Consider the following 18782-nt stretch of genomic DNA (forward strand, 5'->3'; position numbering starts at 1 on the left):
ACCGAGACCGGCCTCACCGTGACACGTGCTGCCCGGCCCCGAGACCGCTCCACGCGAACCCGGCCAGCCCGACGACCGCGGGGTCGAGGAGGTTGCGCGTGTCGACGACGACGGGCCGCGCCGCCAGCCCGGCGAGCCGCGCCCAGTCGAGGGTCCGGTACTCGGGCCACTCGGTGAGCACGACGACGGCGTCGGCGCCCCGGGCGGCCTCGTACGGGTCGGCGCACAGGGTGACGACGGCCGGGTCGATCCCGGGCGCGCCGGGCGCGACCGCCGGGTCGTGCCCGGCCAGCTCGGCCCCGGCCTGACGCAGCAGCGCGGCGACCCGCAACGCGGGCGAGTCGCGCACGTCGTCGGTCCCGGCCTTGAAGGCGAGGCCGAACAGCGCGAGCCGGCGGCGGGCCAGCGAGCCCGAGCGGGTTCCGGTGACGGCCGTGCGGACCTTGTCGACGATGCGCTGGAACTGCCGGGTGTTCGTGTCGATCGACGCCCGCAGCAGCCGGAACTCGAAGTCGACCGAGTCGGCGACCTGCAGCAGCGCGTGGGTGTCCTTGGGCAGGCACGACCCGCCCCAGCCGGGCCCCGGGTCGAGGAACGCCTGCCCGATCCGCCGGTCGTAGCCGATTCCCTCGGTGACGGCGTGGATGTCGGCGTCGAGCCGCTCGCACAGCTCGGCGAGGGCGTTGACGTAGGACAGCTTCATCGCGAGGAAGCAGTTCGCCGCGTACTTGATCATCTCGGCGCTGGCGGCGTCGGTGAGGACGGCGGGCGCGCCGAGCCGGGTGAACAGGGCCGCGACCAGTGCGGCGGCGTCCCGGTCGTCGGAGCCGACGACGACCCGGTCGGGGCCGAGGAAGTCCGCGACGGCCGACCCCTCCCGCAGGAACTCCGGGTTGCTCACCACCGCGACGTCGGAACGGCCGAGCATCTCCGCGGTCCGCGCCGCCGTGCCCACCGGCACCGTCGACTTGTTGACGACGACCGCCCCCACCGGGAGGTCGTCGCGGATCTCCTCGATCACCGCCTCGACCGCGCCCAGGTCGGCGACCCCGCCGACACCCATCGGCGTCGGGACGCAGAGGAACACGACCTCGGCGGGCCCGTCGTCGACCTCCAGCTCCTTGAGCGCGATGCCCGCCCCGACGACGAACGACAACCTGTGGGCGGCCAGTCCCTCGCCGACCAGCTCGGCGAGCCCCTCCTCGCGGATCCCGACCTCCGCGTGGCGCAGCCGCTCGATCTTCATCGCGTCGACGTCGGCGCACACGACGCGATGGCCGAGCGAGGCGAGGCAGGCCGCGGTGGTGAGCCCGACGTAGCCGGCGCCGACCACGACGATGCGCCGTCCGAACATCGCGACCTCCTGCGAGGGGGGACTATTTGGTCCAATCGGACCACTAGTACCGTCCGAACGTAGTACACAAGTTGCGTCAACCCCCCGAGGTGCGCATGCGCGTTGTGGTGACCGGCGGTGCCGGATTCGTCGGATCTCATCTCTGCGAGGCGCTGGTCGCGCGGGGAGACACCGTCGTGTGCGTCGACGACCTGTCGACCGGGCGCGCCGCCAACGTCGCCGCGCTGGCGGGCGGGCGTCGGTTCCGGCTCGTGGAGCACGACGTCAGCACACCGTTCGATGTGGACGGCGAGGTCGACGCCGTCGCGCACCTCGCGAGCCCCGCCTCGCCCGTCGACTACCACGCCCGGCCGCTGCAGACCCTGGCCGTCGGCAGCCGCGGCACCGAACACTGCCTGCAGCTGGCGATGCACAAGAACGCCCGGTTCGTCCTGGCCTCCACCAGCGAGGTCTACGGCGACCCGCTGCAGCACCCGCAGACCGAGGGCTACTGGGGCAACGTCAACCCCATCGGCCCGCGCAGCGTCTACGACGAGGCCAAGCGGTTCGCCGAGGCGCTGTCCGCGGCCTACCGCCGCACCCACGGCGTCGACGTCGGGATCATCCGGATCTTCAACACCTACGGGCCGCGGATGCGCCCGACGGACGGCCGCGTCGTGTCGTCGTTCGTGACGCAGGCACTGCGGGGCGAGCCGTTGACGGTGTACGGCGACGGCAGCCAGACCCGCAGCTTCTGCTTCGTCGACGACCTGGTCCGCGGCATCCTCGCCATGCTCGACGGCAGCGAACCGGGGCCGGTCAACCTCGGCAACCAGGCCGAACGCACCGTCGCCGAGCTGGCCGGGCTGGTCCTGGCCCTCACCGGCTCGACCGCTCCGGTCGTGCGCCTCCCGCTGCCCGTCGACGACCCGACCCGCCGGCGGCCGGACATCACCGCGGCCCGCACCCGGCTGAGGTGGGAGCCCGTGATCGACATCGACGAGGGTCTGCGGCGAACCATCGCGTGGTTCGCCGGACGTGAGGACGTCCTGCCCGTCGAGGCGCTCGGCGCCGCCGGCGCCTGACCGCCGACGTGGATCCACTCGCAGCGGACGTGCGCGCCCCGGCGCGCGCGGCCGCACCCGACGACCCGGCCGCGGCCCTGGCCTACCTGTCCGGTGGCGACGTCGTCGACGCCCCGCCGTCCGGGCCGACGTTCGCACCCGGACCGCCGGCCCGCCGCGTCCTGAGCCGCCGGCTGCTCGTGCCCGTGCTCACGCGACGCGACCGGCTGCTCGTGGCCGTCCTGAGCGCGGGCTGGGTGGTGAGCCTCGTCGCGTTCTGGGTGTGGTGGCTGCAACCGGGGCACCGGACGAGCTGGACGGGGCTGGTGGTCAACAGCGCCGTCCTCGCCTACCTGACGTTGCTGCCCGCCTACTTCCTGCTGACCGCGAACCGGCTGCGCCGCGTCGACCACACGTTGCCCGTGCCCGCGCTGCGCGTGGCGTTCGTGGTGACGAAGGCGCCGTCCGAACCCTGGGCGGTGGCGCGGCGCACACTCGCGGCGATGTGCGCGCAGCGCTTCCCCCACGGCTACGACGTGTGGCTCTGCGACGAGGACCCGGCACCGGAGACCCTGCGCTGGTGCCACGCCCGCGGAGTCGGGGTGTCGAGCAGGCGCGGGGTCACCGCGTACCACCGGGCCACGTGGCCGCGGCGCACCCGCTGCAAGGAGGGCAACCTCGCCTTCTTCTACGACCGCCGCGGCTACCGCGACTACGACGTCGTCGCCCAGCTCGACTGCGACCACGTTCCGGGCCCGGACTACCTCGCCCACATGGTGCGGCCGTTCCGCGACCCGGCGGTCGGCTACGTCGCCGCGCCCAGCGTCTGCGACCAGGAGGGCACCGGCTCGTGGTCGGCGCGTGGTCGGCTGCACCGGGAGGCCCCCTTCCACGGCGCCATCCAGGCCGGCCACTCCGCGGGCCTGGCCCCGGTGTGCATCGGCTCGCACTACGCGGTGCGCACCGTCGCGGTGGCCGGCATCGGCGGCATCGGTCCCGAGCTCGCCGAGGACTTCTCGACGACCTTCCTGCTCAACTCCGCCGGCTGGCAGGGCGTGTTCGCCCTCGACGCCGCCGCGCACGGCGACGGCCCCCTGACCGTCGGCGCGATGCTGACGCAGGAGTTCCAGTGGTCACGCAGCCTGACGACGCTGCTGATCGACCTCGTCCCACGCCACCTGGGCCGGCTCCCGTGGCCGCTGCGGGTGCGCTTCTTCTACGCGCTCGTCTTCTACTCGCTGCTCGTCGTGACGACCGCGGCCGGGCTGCTGCTGCCGCCGATCGCCGCCGTCACCGGCATGCGGTGGGTGCAGGTCGACTACGTCGAGTTCCTGCTGCGCTGGTGGCTGCTGTCGGCGTGGCTGGTCGCGGTCCTGGTCGTGCTGCGCCGCAACGGGCTGCTCCGCCCGCGGCGGGCACCCGTCGTCAGCTGGGAGAACTGGCTCTACGCGCTGGCCCGCTGGCCCTACGTCGCCTGGGGTGTCGTCGCGGCGGTCGTCCAGCGGGTGCGGCCGAAACCCATCACCTTCCGGGTCACGCCCAAGGCGCGCGACGGCCTGGAGCCGCTGCCCCTGCGGGTCGTCGCCCCCTACGCGGTGTTCTCCGCCGCCCTCTCGGTCTGCGCCTTCGTCGGGGAGACCCGCACCGGCGCCGTCGGCTACGTCGGGCTGTGCCTGCTCGGCGCGATCGCCTACGCGACGGTCACGACGGCCATCGCGGTCCTGCACGGTGTCGAGGCGGCCCGCGCGGGCGGGGTGAGCCGCTGGTCCGGCGTGCGCGCCACCGCGGCGGCACCCGCGCTCGTCGGTGTCGTCTGCTGGGCGCTGCTCACCGTCCCGGCCGTGCTGTTCCCCTTCTACGTCTCGATCATCCTCGCGACCTGACCTGCATCGGAGGTGCACCGTGGCCACGGTGCTGGTGACCGGCGGAGCCGGGTTCATCGGCTCCCACACCTGTGTGGAGCTGCTGGGACACGGCCACGACGTCGTGGTCGTCGACGACCACTCCGCCGGCTCGCCCGCCGCGCTCGACGCCGTCCAGGCCGTCGCCGGGCGGAAGCTCACGGCCCACCGCGTCGACGTCCGCGACCGCGCCGGGCTCGACGCCGTCCTCACCGCCCACCGGATCGACGCCGTGGTCCACTTCGCCGCGCGCAAGGCCGTCAGCGAGTCCGTGACCATCCCGCTGGCGTACTACGACACGAACGTCGGCGGAACGGTCACGCTGCTGCAGGCGATGCTCGACCACGGGGTGCGCCGGCTCGTCTTCTCCTCCTCGTGCTCCATCTACGGCGACACCGGCACCGGTCTGCTCGACGAGAGCCTCCCCGCCCGGCCGACCAACCCGTACGCGCGCTCGAAGTGGATGTGCGAGCAGGTGATCGCCGACGCCGCCGCCCGGCACCCGGACCTGGCCGCGGTGGCGTTGCGCTACTTCAACCCGGCCGGCGCGCACCCGAGCGGGCTGCTCGGTGAGGACCCCCGCGGCGCCGTCACCAACGTGTTCCCGCTGCTCGTGCAGGTCGCCGCCGGCCGCCGGGAGTGGCTGCAGATCTTCGGCGGCGACTACCCCACGCCCGACGGCACCGCCGTCCGCGACTACGTGCACGTCGTCGAGATCGCCGACGGGCACCGCGTCGCCCTCGACCGGCTGGAGCCGGGCATGCGGGTGCTCAACCTCGGCACCGGCGTCGGCACCTCGGTCCGGCAGCTGGTCGCGGCGTTCGCCGCGGCGTCCGGGCGGCCGGTCCCCTGCGACGTCGTCGACCGCCGCCCCGGCGACGTCGCCGAACTCGTCGCGGACACCGCGGTCGTCGAGCGGGACTGGGGCTGGCGGGCGCGCCTCGACGTGGCTGCGATGTGCCGCGACGCGTGGCGGTTCCAGCAGCGGCACCCGGACGGCTACCCGGGCTGACGCGGCTCAGCGCCGCTGCATCGCACCGATGTCCGAGCCGGTCAGCGGCACCGGGGCGCCCGTGCGGTCGACGAGCGAGGTCTGCGGTGCGAGCAGCGCCGCGACGTCCAGGCCCGCACCCAGCAGCGGTGAGCCGGGCCCCGGCACGAAGCCCGCGTCGACCGCCGGGTCGTCGACAGCGGTGGCCGTGAGCCCGAGGAGCGGACCGGACAGCAGGGGGTCGCCCACGACGCCCGTCGGCTCCCCGCCCTCGGTCTCCTGTCCCGTGCCTGCCCGCCAGGCCCCGGCGGTGCCGAACACCGCCCCGCCCCAGCGCACCGACCACGGCACACCGTCGGCGACGTAGGCGTTGCCTGCGAGCACCGCGGTGGCCCGGCCGATGTCCTGTTCGGCGACGACGAGCGGGCCGGCGCCACGGCTGACGAACACGTTGTCGCGCACCGCGATCCCCGAGATGCCGGGGCCCAGCCGCAGCGCCGACGACGGGTCGCTGGTCTGCGGCGCCATCACCACGGTGTTGTGGTGGATGCGCACGTCGTCGGTGCGGCCGAGGACGGTGATGGCGCCGTAGATGCTCCACCGGCGGGCGTCACCGCTGCTGATGTTGAACCGCACGACGCTGCCGCGGTGCACGGCGTTGTCCTGGCCGGTGTAGACCAGGTAGCCGGGGCCGTGGTTGTCGTAGGACAGGTTGTACTGCATGACCGAGTTCGACGTGTTCTGGTCGAGCCCGAAGCCACCGCCGTCGGCCTTGCTGGCCGTGCGGTTGCGGTAGGACAGGCTGTGCTCGATGACGACCAGGTCGGAGTCGTAGGCCCAGATGCCGACCGGGCCCTCTCCGGAGCCCCCCGCGCCGCCGTTGTCGTGTGCGACCGAACCCGACACGGTGGCCCCGCGGACACTGCCGACGACGATGCCGCTGCCCGTGTTGTGGCGTGTGTTGGCCGGGTCGCCGTGGTTGCCGAACGCCGTGACCCGCGTGACGGTAAGCCCCTCGTGCGCGTACGCGGGGGCGGCCGGGTCGAGCTCCGGCCCGTAGACGGCGAGACCGGAGTCGCGGTTGTCGTGGGTGACGACGTCGTCGACGACCGTGCCGCGGAACCCGGCGCCCGTGTGGGCAGCGCCGATCTCGACGCCGTTGACGAAGCCGCTCGCGTCGACCCGTTCCACGGTGACGCCGTCGAGCATCCGCCCGGTGGGCAGCCCGCTGTAGAGCCGCACACCCGCCGATCCGGCCACGGCGCTCCCCGGACCCGCGACGACGAGGTCACCGATCCGGACCCCGCCCGTGTCGACGACGAGCACCGCGGAGTCCCCGTCGCTCTCGATGCGGGCACGGCCCTCGCCGTAGCTGCCGACGACCACCGGCCGGGCGGGGTCGCCCGCGTCCTCGGGGTCGATGCGCAGCCGCCCCACGAACGTGGCACCGCCCTCCAGCAGCAGCCGGTCGCCGGGCACGAGCCTGGCCGACGACGCCCGGTCGAGCGTGCGCCAGGCCGAACCCTCGGAGGTGCCGCGGGCGGCGTCGTCACCGGTCGGGCTCACGTAGAAGGTGCGGTCGCCCGGCGTCCCACCGAGGGCCGAGCACGACGACACCACCAGCGCCGCGACAAGTGTCGCCGCCGCCGCCCATCGGGCACGAGGACCCGCCACCGTGCCCTCCTCGCGCTGGTGCCGGCTGGAATTCTAGGGCCGCAGCGACATCGGGCCGGGTGACCGATCATGCCCGAGCGGGTGATCCTCAGATGGGGTGCTCTCCGCCGGGCAGCTGGACGACGCTCACGAAGAAGTGGTCGATCTGCTTGATCGCGTCGATGAAGCGGTCGAAGTCCACCGGCTTGGTCACGTAGGCGTTGGCGTGCAGCTGGTAGCTGCGCAACACGTCCTCCTCGGCCTGCGACGTCGTCAGCACGATCACCGGGATCGCCGACAGCTTCGGGTCGGCCTTGACCTCGGCCAGGACCTCCCGGCCGTCGCGGCGGGGCAGGTTGAGGTCGAGCAGCACCAGGTCCGGACGGGGTGCGTCGGCGTACTGGCCCTCGTTGCGCAGGTAGGCCAGCGCCTCCGCACCATCGGTGACCACGTCGAGCCGGTTGTGCAGGTACTCCTCGAACGCCTCGCGCGTCATCAGCACGTCGCCCGGGTCGTCCTCGACCAGCAGGACGTTGATCACTCTGGCGTCGTCGGTCATCGCGTTCCCTCCCGGCCGGCGGCCAGGGCCGCCGGTTCGGTGTCGTCGGTGCGCGCCCCCGCGTCGTCGCCGCGCGCGCCGCGGGGCGGGACGAGGGTGAACCGGATCGTCGTGCCCGGTTCGGGGCGCGGATCGGTGTCTACCCAGATTCGGCCACCGTGGAACTCGACGATCTTCTTCGCGAGCGCCAGGCCGATGCCGGTGCCGGTGTAGACGTCGCGGCCGTGCAGCCGCTGGAAGATCATGAACACCTTGTCGGCGTACTCGGGCTCGATCCCGATGCCGTTGTCCGACACCGAGACCTCCACGCCTTCGGCGGGCTCGCCGACGGGCGTGGCGGCGATCCGCACCACCGGCGGCACATCGGGCCTGCGGAACTTCATCGCGTTGCCGATGAGGTTGGCGAACAGCTGCAGCAGCAGCTGCCGGTCGCCCGTCACCGACGGCAGCTCGCCGACGACGATCTCGCCGCCCGCCTCCTCGCGTGAGGCCTCCTGCTGGTCGGCGGCCGCGGAGACCACATCGCCCAACGCCAGCTCGGTGAAACCCGCCGTCGTGCGGCCGACGCGGGAGAAGGCCAGCAGGTCGTTGATCAACCGCTGCATGCGCTGGGCGCCGTCGACGGCGAACTCGATGTACTGGTCGCCGCGCTCGTCGAGCTTGTCGCCGTAGCGGCGTTGCAGCAGCTGGCAGAAGCTGGCCACCTTGCGCAGCGGCTCCTGCAGGTCGTGGCTCGCGACGTAGGCGAACTGTTCGAGGTCGCGGTTGGAACGCGCGAGGTCGCGGGTCTGCTCGTCGAGCCGCTCCGCCGTCTCACGGGCCCGGTCGAGCTCACGGACGATGTGCGCGCGCATGGCCTCCACGTCGTCGCCGAGCATGACGATCTCACGCGGCCCGCCCGCCTGCACCTTGTCGGTCACCCGGCCCGACACCACACCGCGGACCTGCCCGGCGAGCCGCGAGATCGGGTGCAGCACCGCGCGCCGCAGGACGACCCCCGTCGCCACCAGGAACAGCAGCGCGACGACGGCGACCACGACACCGACCGCGCTGACGAACGTGGCGGCCGTACCGAGCCGGTCCCGGGCCGCGACGCGCTGGACCTCCAGGTCGCCCTGCAGCTCACCGACCGCGCTACGCACCGGGTCGAACAGGCTGCGCCCGTCGTCGGGGGCCACCGCGTCGGCCGGGCGGCCCTCCCGGACCGCCGCGATCGCGGCGTCGGCGTAGCCGGTGTGCCAGCCCGCGACCAGACCCTCGATGCGGTCGAGCCGCTCACCCAGTCCCGGCACCTGAACCGCCAGGGAGCGCAACGCCGCCGTCGCGTCACGCTCGGCCTGCAGGCCGGCGAGGTACGGGCGCAGCGCCTCCTCGCGCCCGCTCAGCTGGAACCCGCGCACACCGGTCTCCTGGTCGACCAGCGCCGTCTCCAGCGACTGCCCGGCGCGCACGGCCGGGCCGATCTCGTCGAGCAGGTCGGCGCGCGCGGAGTTCAGCCCGTACAACGAGATCGTGCCGACCGTCGCGGCGATCACCGCGAGCAGCAGGGCCGCCGCCGCGACCACGCCGAAGATGCGCCCCAACGGCCAGTGCCTGCCCTCGTCGGCGCGGGCGCGGCCGTCGACGGGCAGGCCGCCGCCCTTCCCCAGGCGGAGCCGCCGCCGGGACCGGGCCCGGGCGGTGTCGGCAGCAGGCCCCGTCACGCCATACCCTCGCCCGAGAGCAGGAGGATCGCCACGTCGTCGGCGAGCGGGCCGCCGTTGATCTCCTCGGCCAGCTCCACGAGCCTGCCGGGCAGCATGTCCAGCGGCGTCGCGGCATTCTCGGTGAGGAGGGTGAGCAGGCCCTCCTCCCACAGCGGCAGGTCGCCGCCGCGTCCGCGGCCCTCGATGAGACCGTCGGTGTACAGCAGCAGCGACCAGCCCGGGTCGAGCACCATCTCCCCCGGTGTCCACGCCGCATCGGCGTCGATACCCAACGGCAGCCCCACCGGCGGTGGCTCGGTGCACGGGGGCGGGCCCAGCAGCACCGGCGGCGGGTGCCCCGCGACCCGGACGAGCCCGTGACCGGCACCGCCCGCGCCCTCCGGGGTGATCGCGATGGTGCAGACCGTCGTGAAAAGGCGCGGGTCGTGCCGCTCGCTGACCAGCACCTCCTGCAGCTTGGGCAGCAGCTGCGGCTCCGCGACGCCCGCCAGCACCAGGGCCCGCCACGACACCCGCAGCAACGCGCCCAACGCCGCCTCGTCGGGTCCGTGGCCACAGACGTCGCCGACGATCGCGTGCACCGTGCCCGACGGGTCGAGGACCGCGTCGAAGAAGTCGCCGCCGATGACCGACCGCGTGCGGCCGGAGCGGTAGAACGTCCGCGCGGCCACACCCGACCCCGCCAGCAGCGGCGTGGGCATGAGGCCGCGTTCCAGACGCACCGACTCCGCCGCCGCCAGCTGCTCCTCGCGCAGCCTGACCAGGCCGGCCTCCGCGCGGCGGCGCTCGATCGCGTACCGGATCGCCCTGATCAGGACGGGACCGTCGGCCTTGCCCTTCACCAGGTAGTCCTGTGCCCCGATCCCCACGGCCGCGATGCCCAGGTGCTCGTCGTCGAGGCCGGTGAGCACGCACACCGCGGCGCCCGGGTCCGCGTTGAGGAGCCGACGGAGACCGTCGAGCCCGCCCGTGGTCCCTGGCGTGTTCAGGTCGAGCAGTATGCAGTCGGCGGACGCGAACAGCCGGTGCTCCAGCACGTCGGTCAGCGACCCCGACACGCTCAGCTCGACCTCGGGATCGACGTCGGACAGCAGCTCCTCCACGAGGAACGCGTCGCCCGGGTCGTCCTCCACGAGCAGGACCCGACGGCCCGGCTCACCGGGAAGGGCGCGCGTCACGTGATCGTGCTCCTCCCCCGGCCGGTGCCGCGTCCGCGGCGGTCGCGCCAGCCTAGGCGGACACGGTCGGCGACGACCATGGACCCCGCGACCCGGGGTCGCGGATCAGGCCGCGGCAACCGCCTCGACGACCGAGGTGAACAGGCCCAGACCGTCGGTCGTGGGGCCCGTCAACGTGTCGATCGCGTGCTCGGGATGCGGCATGAGACCGACCACCCGGCCGTCGGCCGACGCGACACCGGCGATGTCGGCCGTCGCACCGTTGGGTGCCCCGCCGACGTAGCGGAACACCACCCGGCCCTCGCCCTCCAGCTCGGCCAGCGTCGCGGCGTCGGCGACGTAGCGGCCCTCGCCCGACTTCAGCGGGACCACGATCTCCTGCCCCGCGGTGAAACCGGAGGTCCACACCGTCGCCGCCGACTCGATGCGCAGCGTCTGGTCACGGCACACGAAGTGCAGCCCGGCGTTGCGCACCAGGGCTCCCGGCAGCAGCCCGGCCTCGCAAAGGATCTGGAAGCCGTTGCAGATGCCCAGCACCGGCAGCCCGCCACGCGCGGCCTCGACGACCTCCCGCATGATCGGGGCCTGGCTGGCGATCGCACCGGCCCGCAGGTAGTCGCCGTAGGAGAAGCCACCCGGCACCACCACGGCGTCGACACCGCGCAGGTCGTGGTCGCCGTGCCACAGCTCGACGGCCTCCGCACCCGCACGCCGCGCCGCCCGGGCCGCGTCGACGTCGTCGAGCGTGCCGGGGAACGTGATCACACCGATCCGCATGCTCATACCCGGGTCACCGTCCAGTCCTCGATCACCGGGTTGGCCAGCAGGTCGCCCGCGATGCGGTGCAGGGTCTCGTCGTCGAGCGAGTCGTCGACCTCCAGCTCGAAGTGCTTGCCCTGGCGGACATCGGCCACCCCGGTGATCCCGATCCGCGTCAGGGCACGCGTCACGGCCTGCCCCTGCGGGTCCAGGATCTCGGGCTTCGGCATCACGTCAACGACCACTCGCGCCACGCCGCCAGCCTACGGGGGCGATTCGCGCCGATCACGCCCACCTGCGGTGATGAACGGACGAGCGGTTGTGATGCTGCCGACGCCGAGGCCCCGGATCAGGGCCGTTCGCTGGCGCAGGACCCGTCCCCGGGAGCAGAGTGGCCGCCGTGCAGATCACCCACTTCGGCCACGCGTGTGTGCTCGTCGACACCGGAGCCGCTCGGTTGCTCTTCGACCCGGGGACCTTCTCGTCCGGCTTCGAGAAGCTCGGCGGGCTCGACGCCATCCTCGTGACCCACCAGCACTTCGACCACCTCGACGAGGACCGGCTCGCACCGCTGCTGGCGGCCAACCCCGAGGCCCGCCTGATCGTCGACGTCGGCACCTCGACGACGCTGCACGACTACACGCACGAGGTCGTCGCCCCCGGGGAGTCGTTCTCCGTCGCGGGCGCCTCGATCGACGTCATCGGCGGGGACCACGCGGTCATCCACCCCGACATCCCGATCGTGCCGAACAACGGCTACCTGATCGACGGCACGACCCTGCACCCCGGCGACTCGTTCACCCCGCCGCCCGGGGAGCTCGACGTCCTGCTGCTCCCGACGGGCGCGCCCTGGCTCAAGCTCTCCGACGCCGTCGACTACCTGCGCGCCGTCAACCCCCGCACCGCGGTGCCGATCCACGAGGCCGTGCTGTCCCGGCCGACGATGCACTACGGCATGTTCGAGGCCCTCGGCCCGGCCGGCACGACCGTCCAGGTCCTGGAGCGGGAAGCCGCGACGAAGGTCTGACGCCGCACCCGCACGCAACCTCACGGTCGTCCCGGCCGCCGATCACGACCGTGAGGTTGCGCCCGGTCCGTTGCCCGCAACGCCATGGCGCGCGCCCGGCGGATCACGACGGCGAGGTCGGGCCCCGGGTGCCGGCCGCTCAGGCCGCGCCGGCGTGGACACCCTCGGCGTAGGTGTGCGGGCGCGCGCCCGCGGCGAGGACCGCGTCGACGGCCGAGAGCGCCGCCGCGACGCGCAGCGGGCGACGCAGGTCCTTGGCGCGCAGGCCGAGCCGGACGAGCCCACCGCGGCGGACGACCCGGCCGGCCTCGGCGACCAGCATCCGGCAGCGCCAGCTCTCCGCGGCGTGCCGGTCCTCCGGCCTGCGCTCACCCGAGGCGCGGAACCCCAGCACCCGGGACGCGACCGAGGTCCCCAGCCGCAGCGCATGCACGGTGCCCTCGTCGGCACACAGGGCGAAGCCCTCCTCGCGCAACGCCTCCACGGTGCCGGGCGAGGCGAGCCAGCGGGGCGGGGCGAACAGCTCGGTGTCGAGCCCGGCCACGCGGGCGGCGCGGCGGGCGGCGACGACGCGCAGCCCGGCCTCGTGCCTGGGCAGCACCGCGAACTCGGCGCGCCGCCCCAGCCGCACGGGCGAGGCCTGCCAGGCGCCGATCGGGTCGGGTGTGTGGTCGAAGCCGTGGAGCAGGACCGCGTCGCCCCCGTCCCGCCGCGCCCGCAGCCAGCCGACGACGGCCGGGTCGGCCGCCTCCCGCCGCAGCCGGGGCCGGAACAGGTGCGACAACGGCACCCCGCGCAGGTCTAGCGCGTCGGCCAGCTCGCCGGCGCGCCCGAGCGAGGAAGGGTCGGCGGTCAGTCCGGACAGCGACACCGTGAGGCGTGCGGGGCGACGGGTCATGCACCCATGGGGCCACGCCGAGGGTGAACCGTGCACCCCGGCCCCGGCCAACTTCTCACGAACCCCAGGTGGTGCCCGTGAGCCGTTCGTAGACCTCGACGTAGCGGGCGCGGGTGGCGGCGACGACGTCGGCGGGCACCTCGGGGCCGGGCGGGGTGCGGTCCCAGTCCAGGGTGGCCGACCAGTCGCGCACGTACTGCTTGTCGAACGAGAACTGCGGGCGGCCGGGCTCCCACTGGTCGGCGGGCCAGTACCGCGAGGAGTCGCTGGTGAGCACCTCGTCACCGAGGACGATCTCGCCGGCCGGGTCGAGGCCGAACTCCAGCTTGGTGTCGGCGACGATGATCCCGGCCCGTGCGGCGAGCTCGGTGCCACGCCCGTAGACGGCCAGGGTCAGGTCGCGCAGGCGCTCGGCGGTCGCGGCGCCGACCGACGCGACGACCTCGTCGAACGTCATGAACTCGTCGTGCTCGCCGACGGGCGCCTTCGTCGTCGGCGTGAAGATCGGCTCGGGCAGCTTCGAGCCCTCGACCAGCCCGGGCGGCAACGTGATGCCGGAGACGGTGCCCTGCTTCTCGTACTCCTTGAGTCCCAGCCCGGTGAGGTAGCCACGGGCGATGCACTCCACCGGCAGCATGTCGAGCCTGCGGCAGCGGATCGCACGCCCGGCGAACTCCGCCGGCACGTCGGTGGCCGAGACCACGTGGTTCGCGACGATGTCGGCGGTGCGGTCGAACCACCACAGCGACAGCGCGGTGAGCAGGGCACCCTTGTCCGGCACGGTCGTCGGCAGCACGACGTCGTAGATCGAGAGCCGGTCGGACGTGACGAGCAGGAGGTCGCCGTCGAGGTCGTAGACGTCGCGGACCTTGCCCGAGTGCAGCAGCTTCACAGGATCGCTCCGGGGGTGTAGGCCGCCGCGTCGGGGTGGGCGGCGGTGATCTCCTCGACGCGGGCGACGACGGCCGCGACCTGCGCTGCGGCGGCGCCGGTGAACGACAGCGGGTCGGCGAGCAGCCCGTCGAGCGTGCCCGCGGGCAGGGCGAGGCGCTCGTCGCCCTGCAGGCGGGCGATCAGGTCGTTCTCGGTCTGCCCCTTCTCCCGCATGGCGAGCGCCACCCCGACGGCGTGCTCCTTGATGACCTCGTGCGCGGTCTCTCGGCCCACCCCGGCACGGACGGCGGCCATGAGCACCTTCGTCGTCGCCAGGAAGGGGAGGTAGCGGTCGAGCTCGCGGGCGATGACGGCCGGGTAGGCGCCGAACTCGTCGAGGACGGTCAGGGTGGTCTCGAAGAGGCCGTCGAGGGCGAAGAACGCGTCGGGCAGTGCGACCCGGCGCACGACGGAGCAGAACACGTCGCCCTCGTTCCACTGCGCGCCCGACAGCTCGGCGGCCATGGCGGCGTTGCCGCGCAGCACGACCATCAGGCCGTTGATGCGCTCGGCGGAGCGGGTGTTCATCTTGTGCGGCATGGCGCTCGAGCCGACCTGGCCGGGCTTGAAGCCCTCCGTGGCGAGCTCGGCGCCCGCCATCAGCCGGATCGTCGTCGCCAGGCTCGACGGCCCGGCCGCGAGCTGTACGAGCGCGGAGGCGACCTCGTGGTCGAGCGAGCGCGGGTAGACCTGGCCGACGCTGGTGAGCGTCCGGGCGAAGCCGAGGTGCGCGGCGACCCGGCCCTCCAGGTCGGCCAGCCGGGACGCGTCACCGTCGAGCAGGTCGAGCATGTCCTGCGCGGTCCCGACAGGGCCCTTGATGCCGCGCAACGGGTAGCGGCGCTGCAGGTCGGTGAGGCGGTCGTAGGCGGCGAGGAGCTCGTCGGCGGCCGAGGCGAAGCGCTTGCCCATCGTGGTGGCCTGGGCGGCGACGTTGTGGCTGCGCCCGGCCATGACCAGCTCGGAGTACTCGGCGGCGCGGCGGGCCAGCCGGGCCAGGATCGCGACGGTCCGGTCGGCGACCAGCTCCAGCGAGAGCCGGATCTGCAGCTGCTCGACGTTCTCGGTGAGGTCGCGGCTGGTGAGGCCCTTGTGGACGTGCTCGTGACCGGCGAGGGCGTTGAACTCCTCGATGCGGGCCTTCACGTCGTGGCGGGTGACGCGCTCGCGCGCGGCGATCGAGGGAAGGTCGACCCGCTCGACGACGGACTCGTAGTCGGTGATCGCCTGCTCCGGCACGTCGACCCCGAGGTCGCGCTGGGCGCGGAGCACCGCGATCCAGAGCCGGCGCTCCAGCACGATCTTGTACTCGGGCGACCAGAGCCGGACCAGCTCGGGGCTCGCGTAGCGGGAGGCCAGCACGTTGGGGATCACGTGCAGGAATCCTATGCGCTGCCCCCGCCCTACAGGCGGGGGGCCAGCGCGGATGCCACCGTCGCGAGCCGGTCCTCGAACGGGATGGAGCCGGAGTCGCTGTCGGACACCGAGGTCACCGCGACGTAGCCGCCCGACGCCGTCGGCGATCCGGCCCGGGCCCAGCCGACCGGCTGCCCGTCCTCGACCGGTTCGCCCGCCGGTGTGAAGACGACGGTGAGGAGCCCGTGCGCGGCGCCGTCGTCGACCTCGAGGTGGACCTCACGGCCACCGCCCTGCTTGCACACCATCGGCACCGCGGCCTCCCGGGCGTCCACCACCTGGGGCAGCACCTCGTTCAGCAGCGCGCGCAGCCCGGGGTCCTGCATCGGCACGCAGCCCCCGTCCGTGGGGGCGGTCGGTGCGGCCGCGTTCGGCGGCACCGCTGCGTCGCCGCGTTCGAGGTAGGGGGCACCGCCCGCCGCCGACGACGCCGCGGTCTCCGCACCGCCGCCCGGCACCGTCAGTGCCACCACCGTCCCGCCCAGCACCAGCACCACGGCGGCCGCAGCACCGGCGACGGCGGAGCGGCGGCGGGCGGTGGCCCTGCGCGAGGCGCGGACGACGTCGTCGACGCCGAAGCCCGCGGGCGGGGCCGGCGGTCCGGCGGATCGCATCATCGCGGTCAGGTCGTCGTCGCTGGGTTCACCCATGTCGGCCCCTCCTCAACCGGCCGGACGCAGGTCGTCGATGCCGTCGCCGAGGGCGGCACGCAACGCCGCCAGCCCGTGCGACGTCTGGCTCTTCACGGTTCCCGCCGAGCAGCCGAGCGCCGCTGCCGTGGCGGCGACGTCGAGATCGTCGAAGTAGCGCAGCACCAGCACGGCGCGCTGGCGCGACGGCACCGACCGCAGGGCGGTGACCAGCGCCTCCCTGGTGGCGATGCCGTCTCCCGCGTCGCGGGCCGGGACCGCGTCGGGTACCTCCGGGGTGACGCGTTCGCGCCGCCACGGGCGTCGCGACTCGTCGACGACCGAGCGCATCAGCGTCCGGCGCACCCACGCGTCGAGGACCCGGACGTCGTCGCGGCCCCGGATGCGGCGCCAGTGCCGGTGCAGCGCGACGAACGCGGCCTGGGCGTGGTCGTCGGCCCGGTGCCAGTCCCCGCACATCAGGAACGCGGTGCGCCGGACCGTGTCGCGGCGCGCGCCGAAGTACTCCGCGAACTCCTGCTCGGCGGACGCGTCCACGCCACTCCTTCCGCTGTTGCACCCGTTCCGTCACGCCCTGACGGAATCGGGACGTTCGATGTGGCCTACACGGTTGCAGCACCTCCACGTCTTCACCCGAACAGACCAACTCCGTGACCATCTCGTGACGCAGACGCGACCCGACCGTCGTCGGGATGCTTGAATCCGACGGGTGCGTCCCACCTCACGTGCCCGCCGCGCGAAGGCCGAGTCCGGTCCCGTCGACCTCCGATCCGACACCGTGACCCAGCCCACCAAGCAGATGCGTGCCGCGATGGCCGCCGCTGAGGTGGGCGACGACGTCCTCGACCGCGACCCGACGATGCGCGCGCTGGAGGAGCGGGTCGCCGGCCTGCTCGGCGCCGCCGACGCGATCTGGACACCGTCGGGGTCGATGGGCAACCTCATCGCGCTGATGGCGCACCTGACCCGTGGCGACGCGTTCCTCGCGCCCGCGGGCTCCCACGTTCTCGAAGCCGAACTGGGCACGGCCGCATGGCTGGCCGGGGGGATGCCGCGGCCGCTGGAACACGACGGCGGCCCCGGCAAGATCACCCCCGATGCCGTCCGCCGGGCCGCCGGCGGGCCCGGGGCCTACTACACGATGCGCACCAGCCTGCTGTGCCTGGAGAACACCCACAACGCCGCGGGCGGAACGGTGACCGCGCCGGAGGAGCACGCCGCCGTCGCCGCGGCCGCCCGCGCCGCCGGGCTGGCCGTGCACCTCGACGGTGCGCGGCTGTGGCACGCGGCGGTCGCGCTGGGGGTGCCACCGGGCGCGCTGACCGTCGGTGCCGACACCGTCCAGGTCTGCCTCAGCAAGGGCCTGGGCGCCCCGGTCGGGTCGCTGGTCGCCGGGTCGGCGGAGTTCACCGCGGAGGCGCGGCGGCTGCGCAAGATGCTCGGCGGCGGCGTCCGGCAGGGCGGGGTGCTCGCCGCGGCCGGCCTCGTCGCCCTCGACCGCGTCGAGCGGCTCGCCGAGGACCACGAACGCGCCCGCGTCCTCGCCGACGGCCTGCGCGACCGCGGCTGGCAGGTGACCGAACCCGAGACGAACATCGTGCTGGTCGGCGTCGCGGACCTCGCCGGGACACTCGCCCGCTTCGAGGAGTCCGGGGTCCGGGTCGCGCCGATGGGCGGCAAGGTCCGGCTGATGACGCACGCCGACCTCACCGACGACGACATCGACACCGCGCTCGACCGGATCGGGCCCGTCGAACGCGGACGGGAGGTCGTGGCGCCGCACCCGGCACCGACCGCCCCGCCGACGGGCCAGCGGTCGCTCAGGCGGGCGGCGGGCTCGGCCGGCCGCGCTCCAGCGAGGCGAGCCGGGCGTTGACCGCGCGCAGCTCGACCAGCACCTCGTCGAGCCGCCGCGCCGTGTCCTCCAGCTCGTCCTCGGTGCGTTGCGCCGCCTCCGCGGCGGTGGCGCGGATGTTGGTGAGGAACCAGCTCGCGATCGACGCCGTCACCACACCGAGCAGGGCGATCCCCGCCACCATCAGCGTCGCCGCGACCACCCGGCCCTCGAACGTCACCGGGTACCGGTCGCCGTAGCCGACCGTCGAGATCGTGGTGATCGTCCACCAGACCGCCTCACCGAACGTCGTGATCGACGCGCCGGGCGCGTCCCGCTCGGCGTCGAGCACGGCCAGCGCGGCGACGAACCCCACCAGCGTCACCGTGCCCGCGACGTAGACGGCGACCCGGCCGCGGAAGTCGTCACGCAGCTGCCGGTTGAGCACCCCGATGATCGTGACGACGCGCAGCGCCCGCAGCGGCCGCAGCACCGGCAGGACGAGGATCAGCAGGTCGAGCACGTGGGTCCCGACGAACCGCAACCGCCTGTGCGCCAGCGCGATCCGCACCAGGTAGTCGACGCCCATCAGCAGCCAGATCGCCGTCAGCACGGCGTCGAGCGCCTCGTGCATCCCCGGCGTCAGCGAGCGCTGCAGCACCTGCCACGTGTAGACGGCGAGGAACACCGCGGCCAGCCCGGTCAGCGGCCAGTCGACCCGGCGGTCCCAGGCGGCGATGCGCGGCTCGTCCATGGGGCCCGGACGATAGCGCCGGCTGGTGGCCGGCTCCACGGGTGCCGTCACCCCCGCGGTGGCGGGTACTGCGGCGATGGCGGTCCGGCGCCGCCGTCGTGGTCCCGTTCCCGTGGGGCCGGGGCC

The 18782-nt window shown here is 73.9% G+C and carries 18 protein-coding genes; 5 read left to right on the forward strand and 13 right to left on the reverse strand.

The features are described 5' to 3' along the window. Positions 1-13: 13 nt before the first annotated feature. Positions 14-1354 carry a UDP-glucose dehydrogenase family protein gene (locus AB7F12_RS07075; RefSeq protein WP_428500094.1) on the reverse strand — a complete coding sequence of 447 codons (1341 nt, stop codon included), beginning with the start codon at positions 1352-1354 and terminating at the stop codon, positions 14-16. Positions 1355-1449: 95 nt separating this feature from the next. Between AB7F12_RS07075 and AB7F12_RS07080 the strand changes: the two genes are divergently transcribed. Genes AB7F12_RS07080 through galE form a run of 3 tightly spaced genes read left to right on the forward strand, consistent with a single transcriptional unit; the run spans position 1450 to position 5310 of the window. Next, a complete protein-coding gene (locus tag AB7F12_RS07080; protein ID WP_428500093.1) occupies positions 1450-2418 on the forward strand; it encodes a UDP-glucuronic acid decarboxylase family protein in 969 nt (322 codons plus the stop codon). A gap of 29 nt (positions 2419-2447) precedes the next feature. Beyond that, positions 2448-4280 (forward strand): glycosyltransferase family 2 protein, encoded by a 1833-nt coding sequence (locus AB7F12_RS07085; protein WP_428500092.1) that lies wholly within the window; start codon positions 2448-2450, stop codon positions 4278-4280. Between the two features lie 19 nt (positions 4281-4299). Further along, positions 4300-5310: a UDP-glucose 4-epimerase GalE gene (gene galE, locus AB7F12_RS07090; protein WP_428516316.1), complete on the forward strand. Its 1011-nt coding sequence runs from the start codon at positions 4300-4302 to the stop codon at positions 5308-5310. A 6-nt stretch (positions 5311-5316) separates the two neighbouring features. Here galE and AB7F12_RS07095 read toward each other — a convergent pair whose 3' ends face one another. The 6 genes from AB7F12_RS07095 to purS form a co-directional block, all read right to left on the reverse strand. Next, complete coding sequence (locus AB7F12_RS07095; RefSeq protein WP_428500853.1) at positions 5317-6963, reverse strand: right-handed parallel beta-helix repeat-containing protein; 1647 nt, start codon at positions 6961-6963, stop codon at positions 5317-5319. Positions 6964-7051: 88 nt separating this feature from the next. After that, complete coding sequence (locus tag AB7F12_RS07100; protein WP_428500854.1) at positions 7052-7501, reverse strand: response regulator; 450 nt, start codon at positions 7499-7501, stop codon at positions 7052-7054. Next, complete coding sequence (locus AB7F12_RS07105; protein ID WP_428500855.1) at positions 7498-9204, reverse strand: sensor histidine kinase; 1707 nt, start codon at positions 9202-9204, stop codon at positions 7498-7500. The genes AB7F12_RS07100 and AB7F12_RS07105 overlap by 4 nt, the downstream gene beginning before the upstream one ends. Further along, a complete protein-coding gene (locus AB7F12_RS07110) occupies positions 9201-10385 on the reverse strand; it encodes a PP2C family protein-serine/threonine phosphatase (protein ID WP_428500856.1) in 1185 nt (394 codons plus the stop codon). The genes AB7F12_RS07105 and AB7F12_RS07110 overlap by 4 nt, the downstream gene beginning before the upstream one ends. A 105-nt stretch (positions 10386-10490) precedes the next feature. After that, a complete protein-coding gene (purQ, locus tag AB7F12_RS07115; RefSeq protein WP_428500857.1) occupies positions 10491-11168 on the reverse strand; it encodes a phosphoribosylformylglycinamidine synthase subunit PurQ in 678 nt (225 codons plus the stop codon). Next, the gene (gene purS, locus AB7F12_RS07120) at positions 11165-11398 is read right to left on the reverse strand and encodes a phosphoribosylformylglycinamidine synthase subunit PurS (RefSeq protein WP_428500858.1); all 234 of its coding nucleotides are present in this window, start codon (positions 11396-11398) and stop codon (positions 11165-11167) included. Before purS ends, purQ begins: the two co-directional genes overlap by 4 nt. Before the next feature lie 146 nt (positions 11399-11544). Between purS and AB7F12_RS07125 the strand changes: the two genes are divergently transcribed. Next, positions 11545-12171, forward strand: a complete 627-nt coding sequence (locus tag AB7F12_RS07125; RefSeq protein ID WP_428500859.1) for an MBL fold metallo-hydrolase — start codon at positions 11545-11547, stop codon at positions 12169-12171. Between the two features lie 139 nt (positions 12172-12310). On the opposite strand, the gene AB7F12_RS07130 is transcribed toward AB7F12_RS07125, so the two are convergent. Genes AB7F12_RS07130 through AB7F12_RS07150 form a run of 5 tightly spaced genes read right to left on the reverse strand, consistent with a single transcriptional unit; the run spans position 12311 to position 16605 of the window. Beyond that, positions 12311-13069 (reverse strand): DUF2334 domain-containing protein, encoded by a 759-nt coding sequence (locus AB7F12_RS07130; protein ID WP_428500860.1) that lies wholly within the window; start codon positions 13067-13069, stop codon positions 12311-12313. A gap of 55 nt (positions 13070-13124) precedes the next feature. Further along, positions 13125-13961: a phosphoribosylaminoimidazolesuccinocarboxamide synthase gene (locus AB7F12_RS07135; RefSeq protein WP_428500861.1), complete on the reverse strand. Its 837-nt coding sequence runs from the start codon at positions 13959-13961 to the stop codon at positions 13125-13127. Then, positions 13958-15376, reverse strand: a complete 1419-nt coding sequence (gene purB / locus AB7F12_RS07140; protein ID WP_428500862.1) for an adenylosuccinate lyase — start codon at positions 15374-15376, stop codon at positions 13958-13960. The genes AB7F12_RS07135 and purB overlap by 4 nt, the downstream gene beginning before the upstream one ends. Positions 15377-15405: 29 nt before the next feature. Continuing rightward, a complete protein-coding gene (locus AB7F12_RS07145; protein ID WP_428500863.1) occupies positions 15406-16068 on the reverse strand; it encodes a hypothetical protein in 663 nt (220 codons plus the stop codon). 12 nt (positions 16069-16080) lie between these two features. Next, the gene (locus tag AB7F12_RS07150) at positions 16081-16605 is read right to left on the reverse strand and encodes a SigE family RNA polymerase sigma factor (RefSeq protein WP_428500864.1); all 525 of its coding nucleotides are present in this window, start codon (positions 16603-16605) and stop codon (positions 16081-16083) included. A 172-nt stretch (positions 16606-16777) separates the two neighbouring features. Between AB7F12_RS07150 and AB7F12_RS07155 the strand changes: the two genes are divergently transcribed. Then, positions 16778-17944 carry a threonine aldolase family protein gene (locus AB7F12_RS07155; RefSeq protein WP_428500865.1) on the forward strand — a complete coding sequence of 389 codons (1167 nt, stop codon included), beginning with the start codon at positions 16778-16780 and terminating at the stop codon, positions 17942-17944. Here AB7F12_RS07155 and AB7F12_RS07160 read toward each other — a convergent pair. Continuing rightward, a complete protein-coding gene (locus AB7F12_RS07160; RefSeq protein WP_428500866.1) occupies positions 17889-18656 on the reverse strand; it encodes an ion channel in 768 nt (255 codons plus the stop codon). The two genes, AB7F12_RS07155 and AB7F12_RS07160, sit on opposite strands and share 56 nt — an antisense overlap. Positions 18657-18782 lie beyond the last annotated feature (126 nt).

Origin of the sequence: Pseudonocardia sp. (assembly GCF_050250275.1) — a bacterium.
Lineage (GTDB): Bacteria > Actinomycetota > Actinomycetes > Mycobacteriales > Pseudonocardiaceae > Pseudonocardia.

Bases quoted from the DNA above. Each gene is read 5' to 3' on its own strand.
- AB7F12_RS07075 (WP_428500094.1), bottom strand. From the start codon at position 1,354: ATGTTCGGACGGCGCATCGTCGTGGTCGGCGCCGGCTACGTCGGGCTC.
- AB7F12_RS07080 (WP_428500093.1), top strand. From the start codon at position 1,450: ATGCGCGTTGTGGTGACCGGCGGTGCCGGATTCGTCGGATCTCATCTC.
- AB7F12_RS07100 (WP_428500854.1), bottom strand. From the start codon at position 7,501: ATGACCGACGACGCCAGAGTGATCAACGTCCTGCTGGTCGAGGACGAC.
- purQ (WP_428500857.1), bottom strand. From the start codon at position 11,168: ATGAGCATGCGGATCGGTGTGATCACGTTCCCCGGCACGCTCGACGAC.
- AB7F12_RS07130 (WP_428500860.1), bottom strand. From the start codon at position 13,069: ATGACCCGTCGCCCCGCACGCCTCACGGTGTCGCTGTCCGGACTGACC.
- AB7F12_RS07145 (WP_428500863.1), bottom strand. From the start codon at position 16,068: ATGGGTGAACCCAGCGACGACGACCTGACCGCGATGATGCGATCCGCC.
- AB7F12_RS07160 (WP_428500866.1), bottom strand. From the start codon at position 18,656: ATGGACGAGCCGCGCATCGCCGCCTGGGACCGCCGGGTCGACTGGCCG.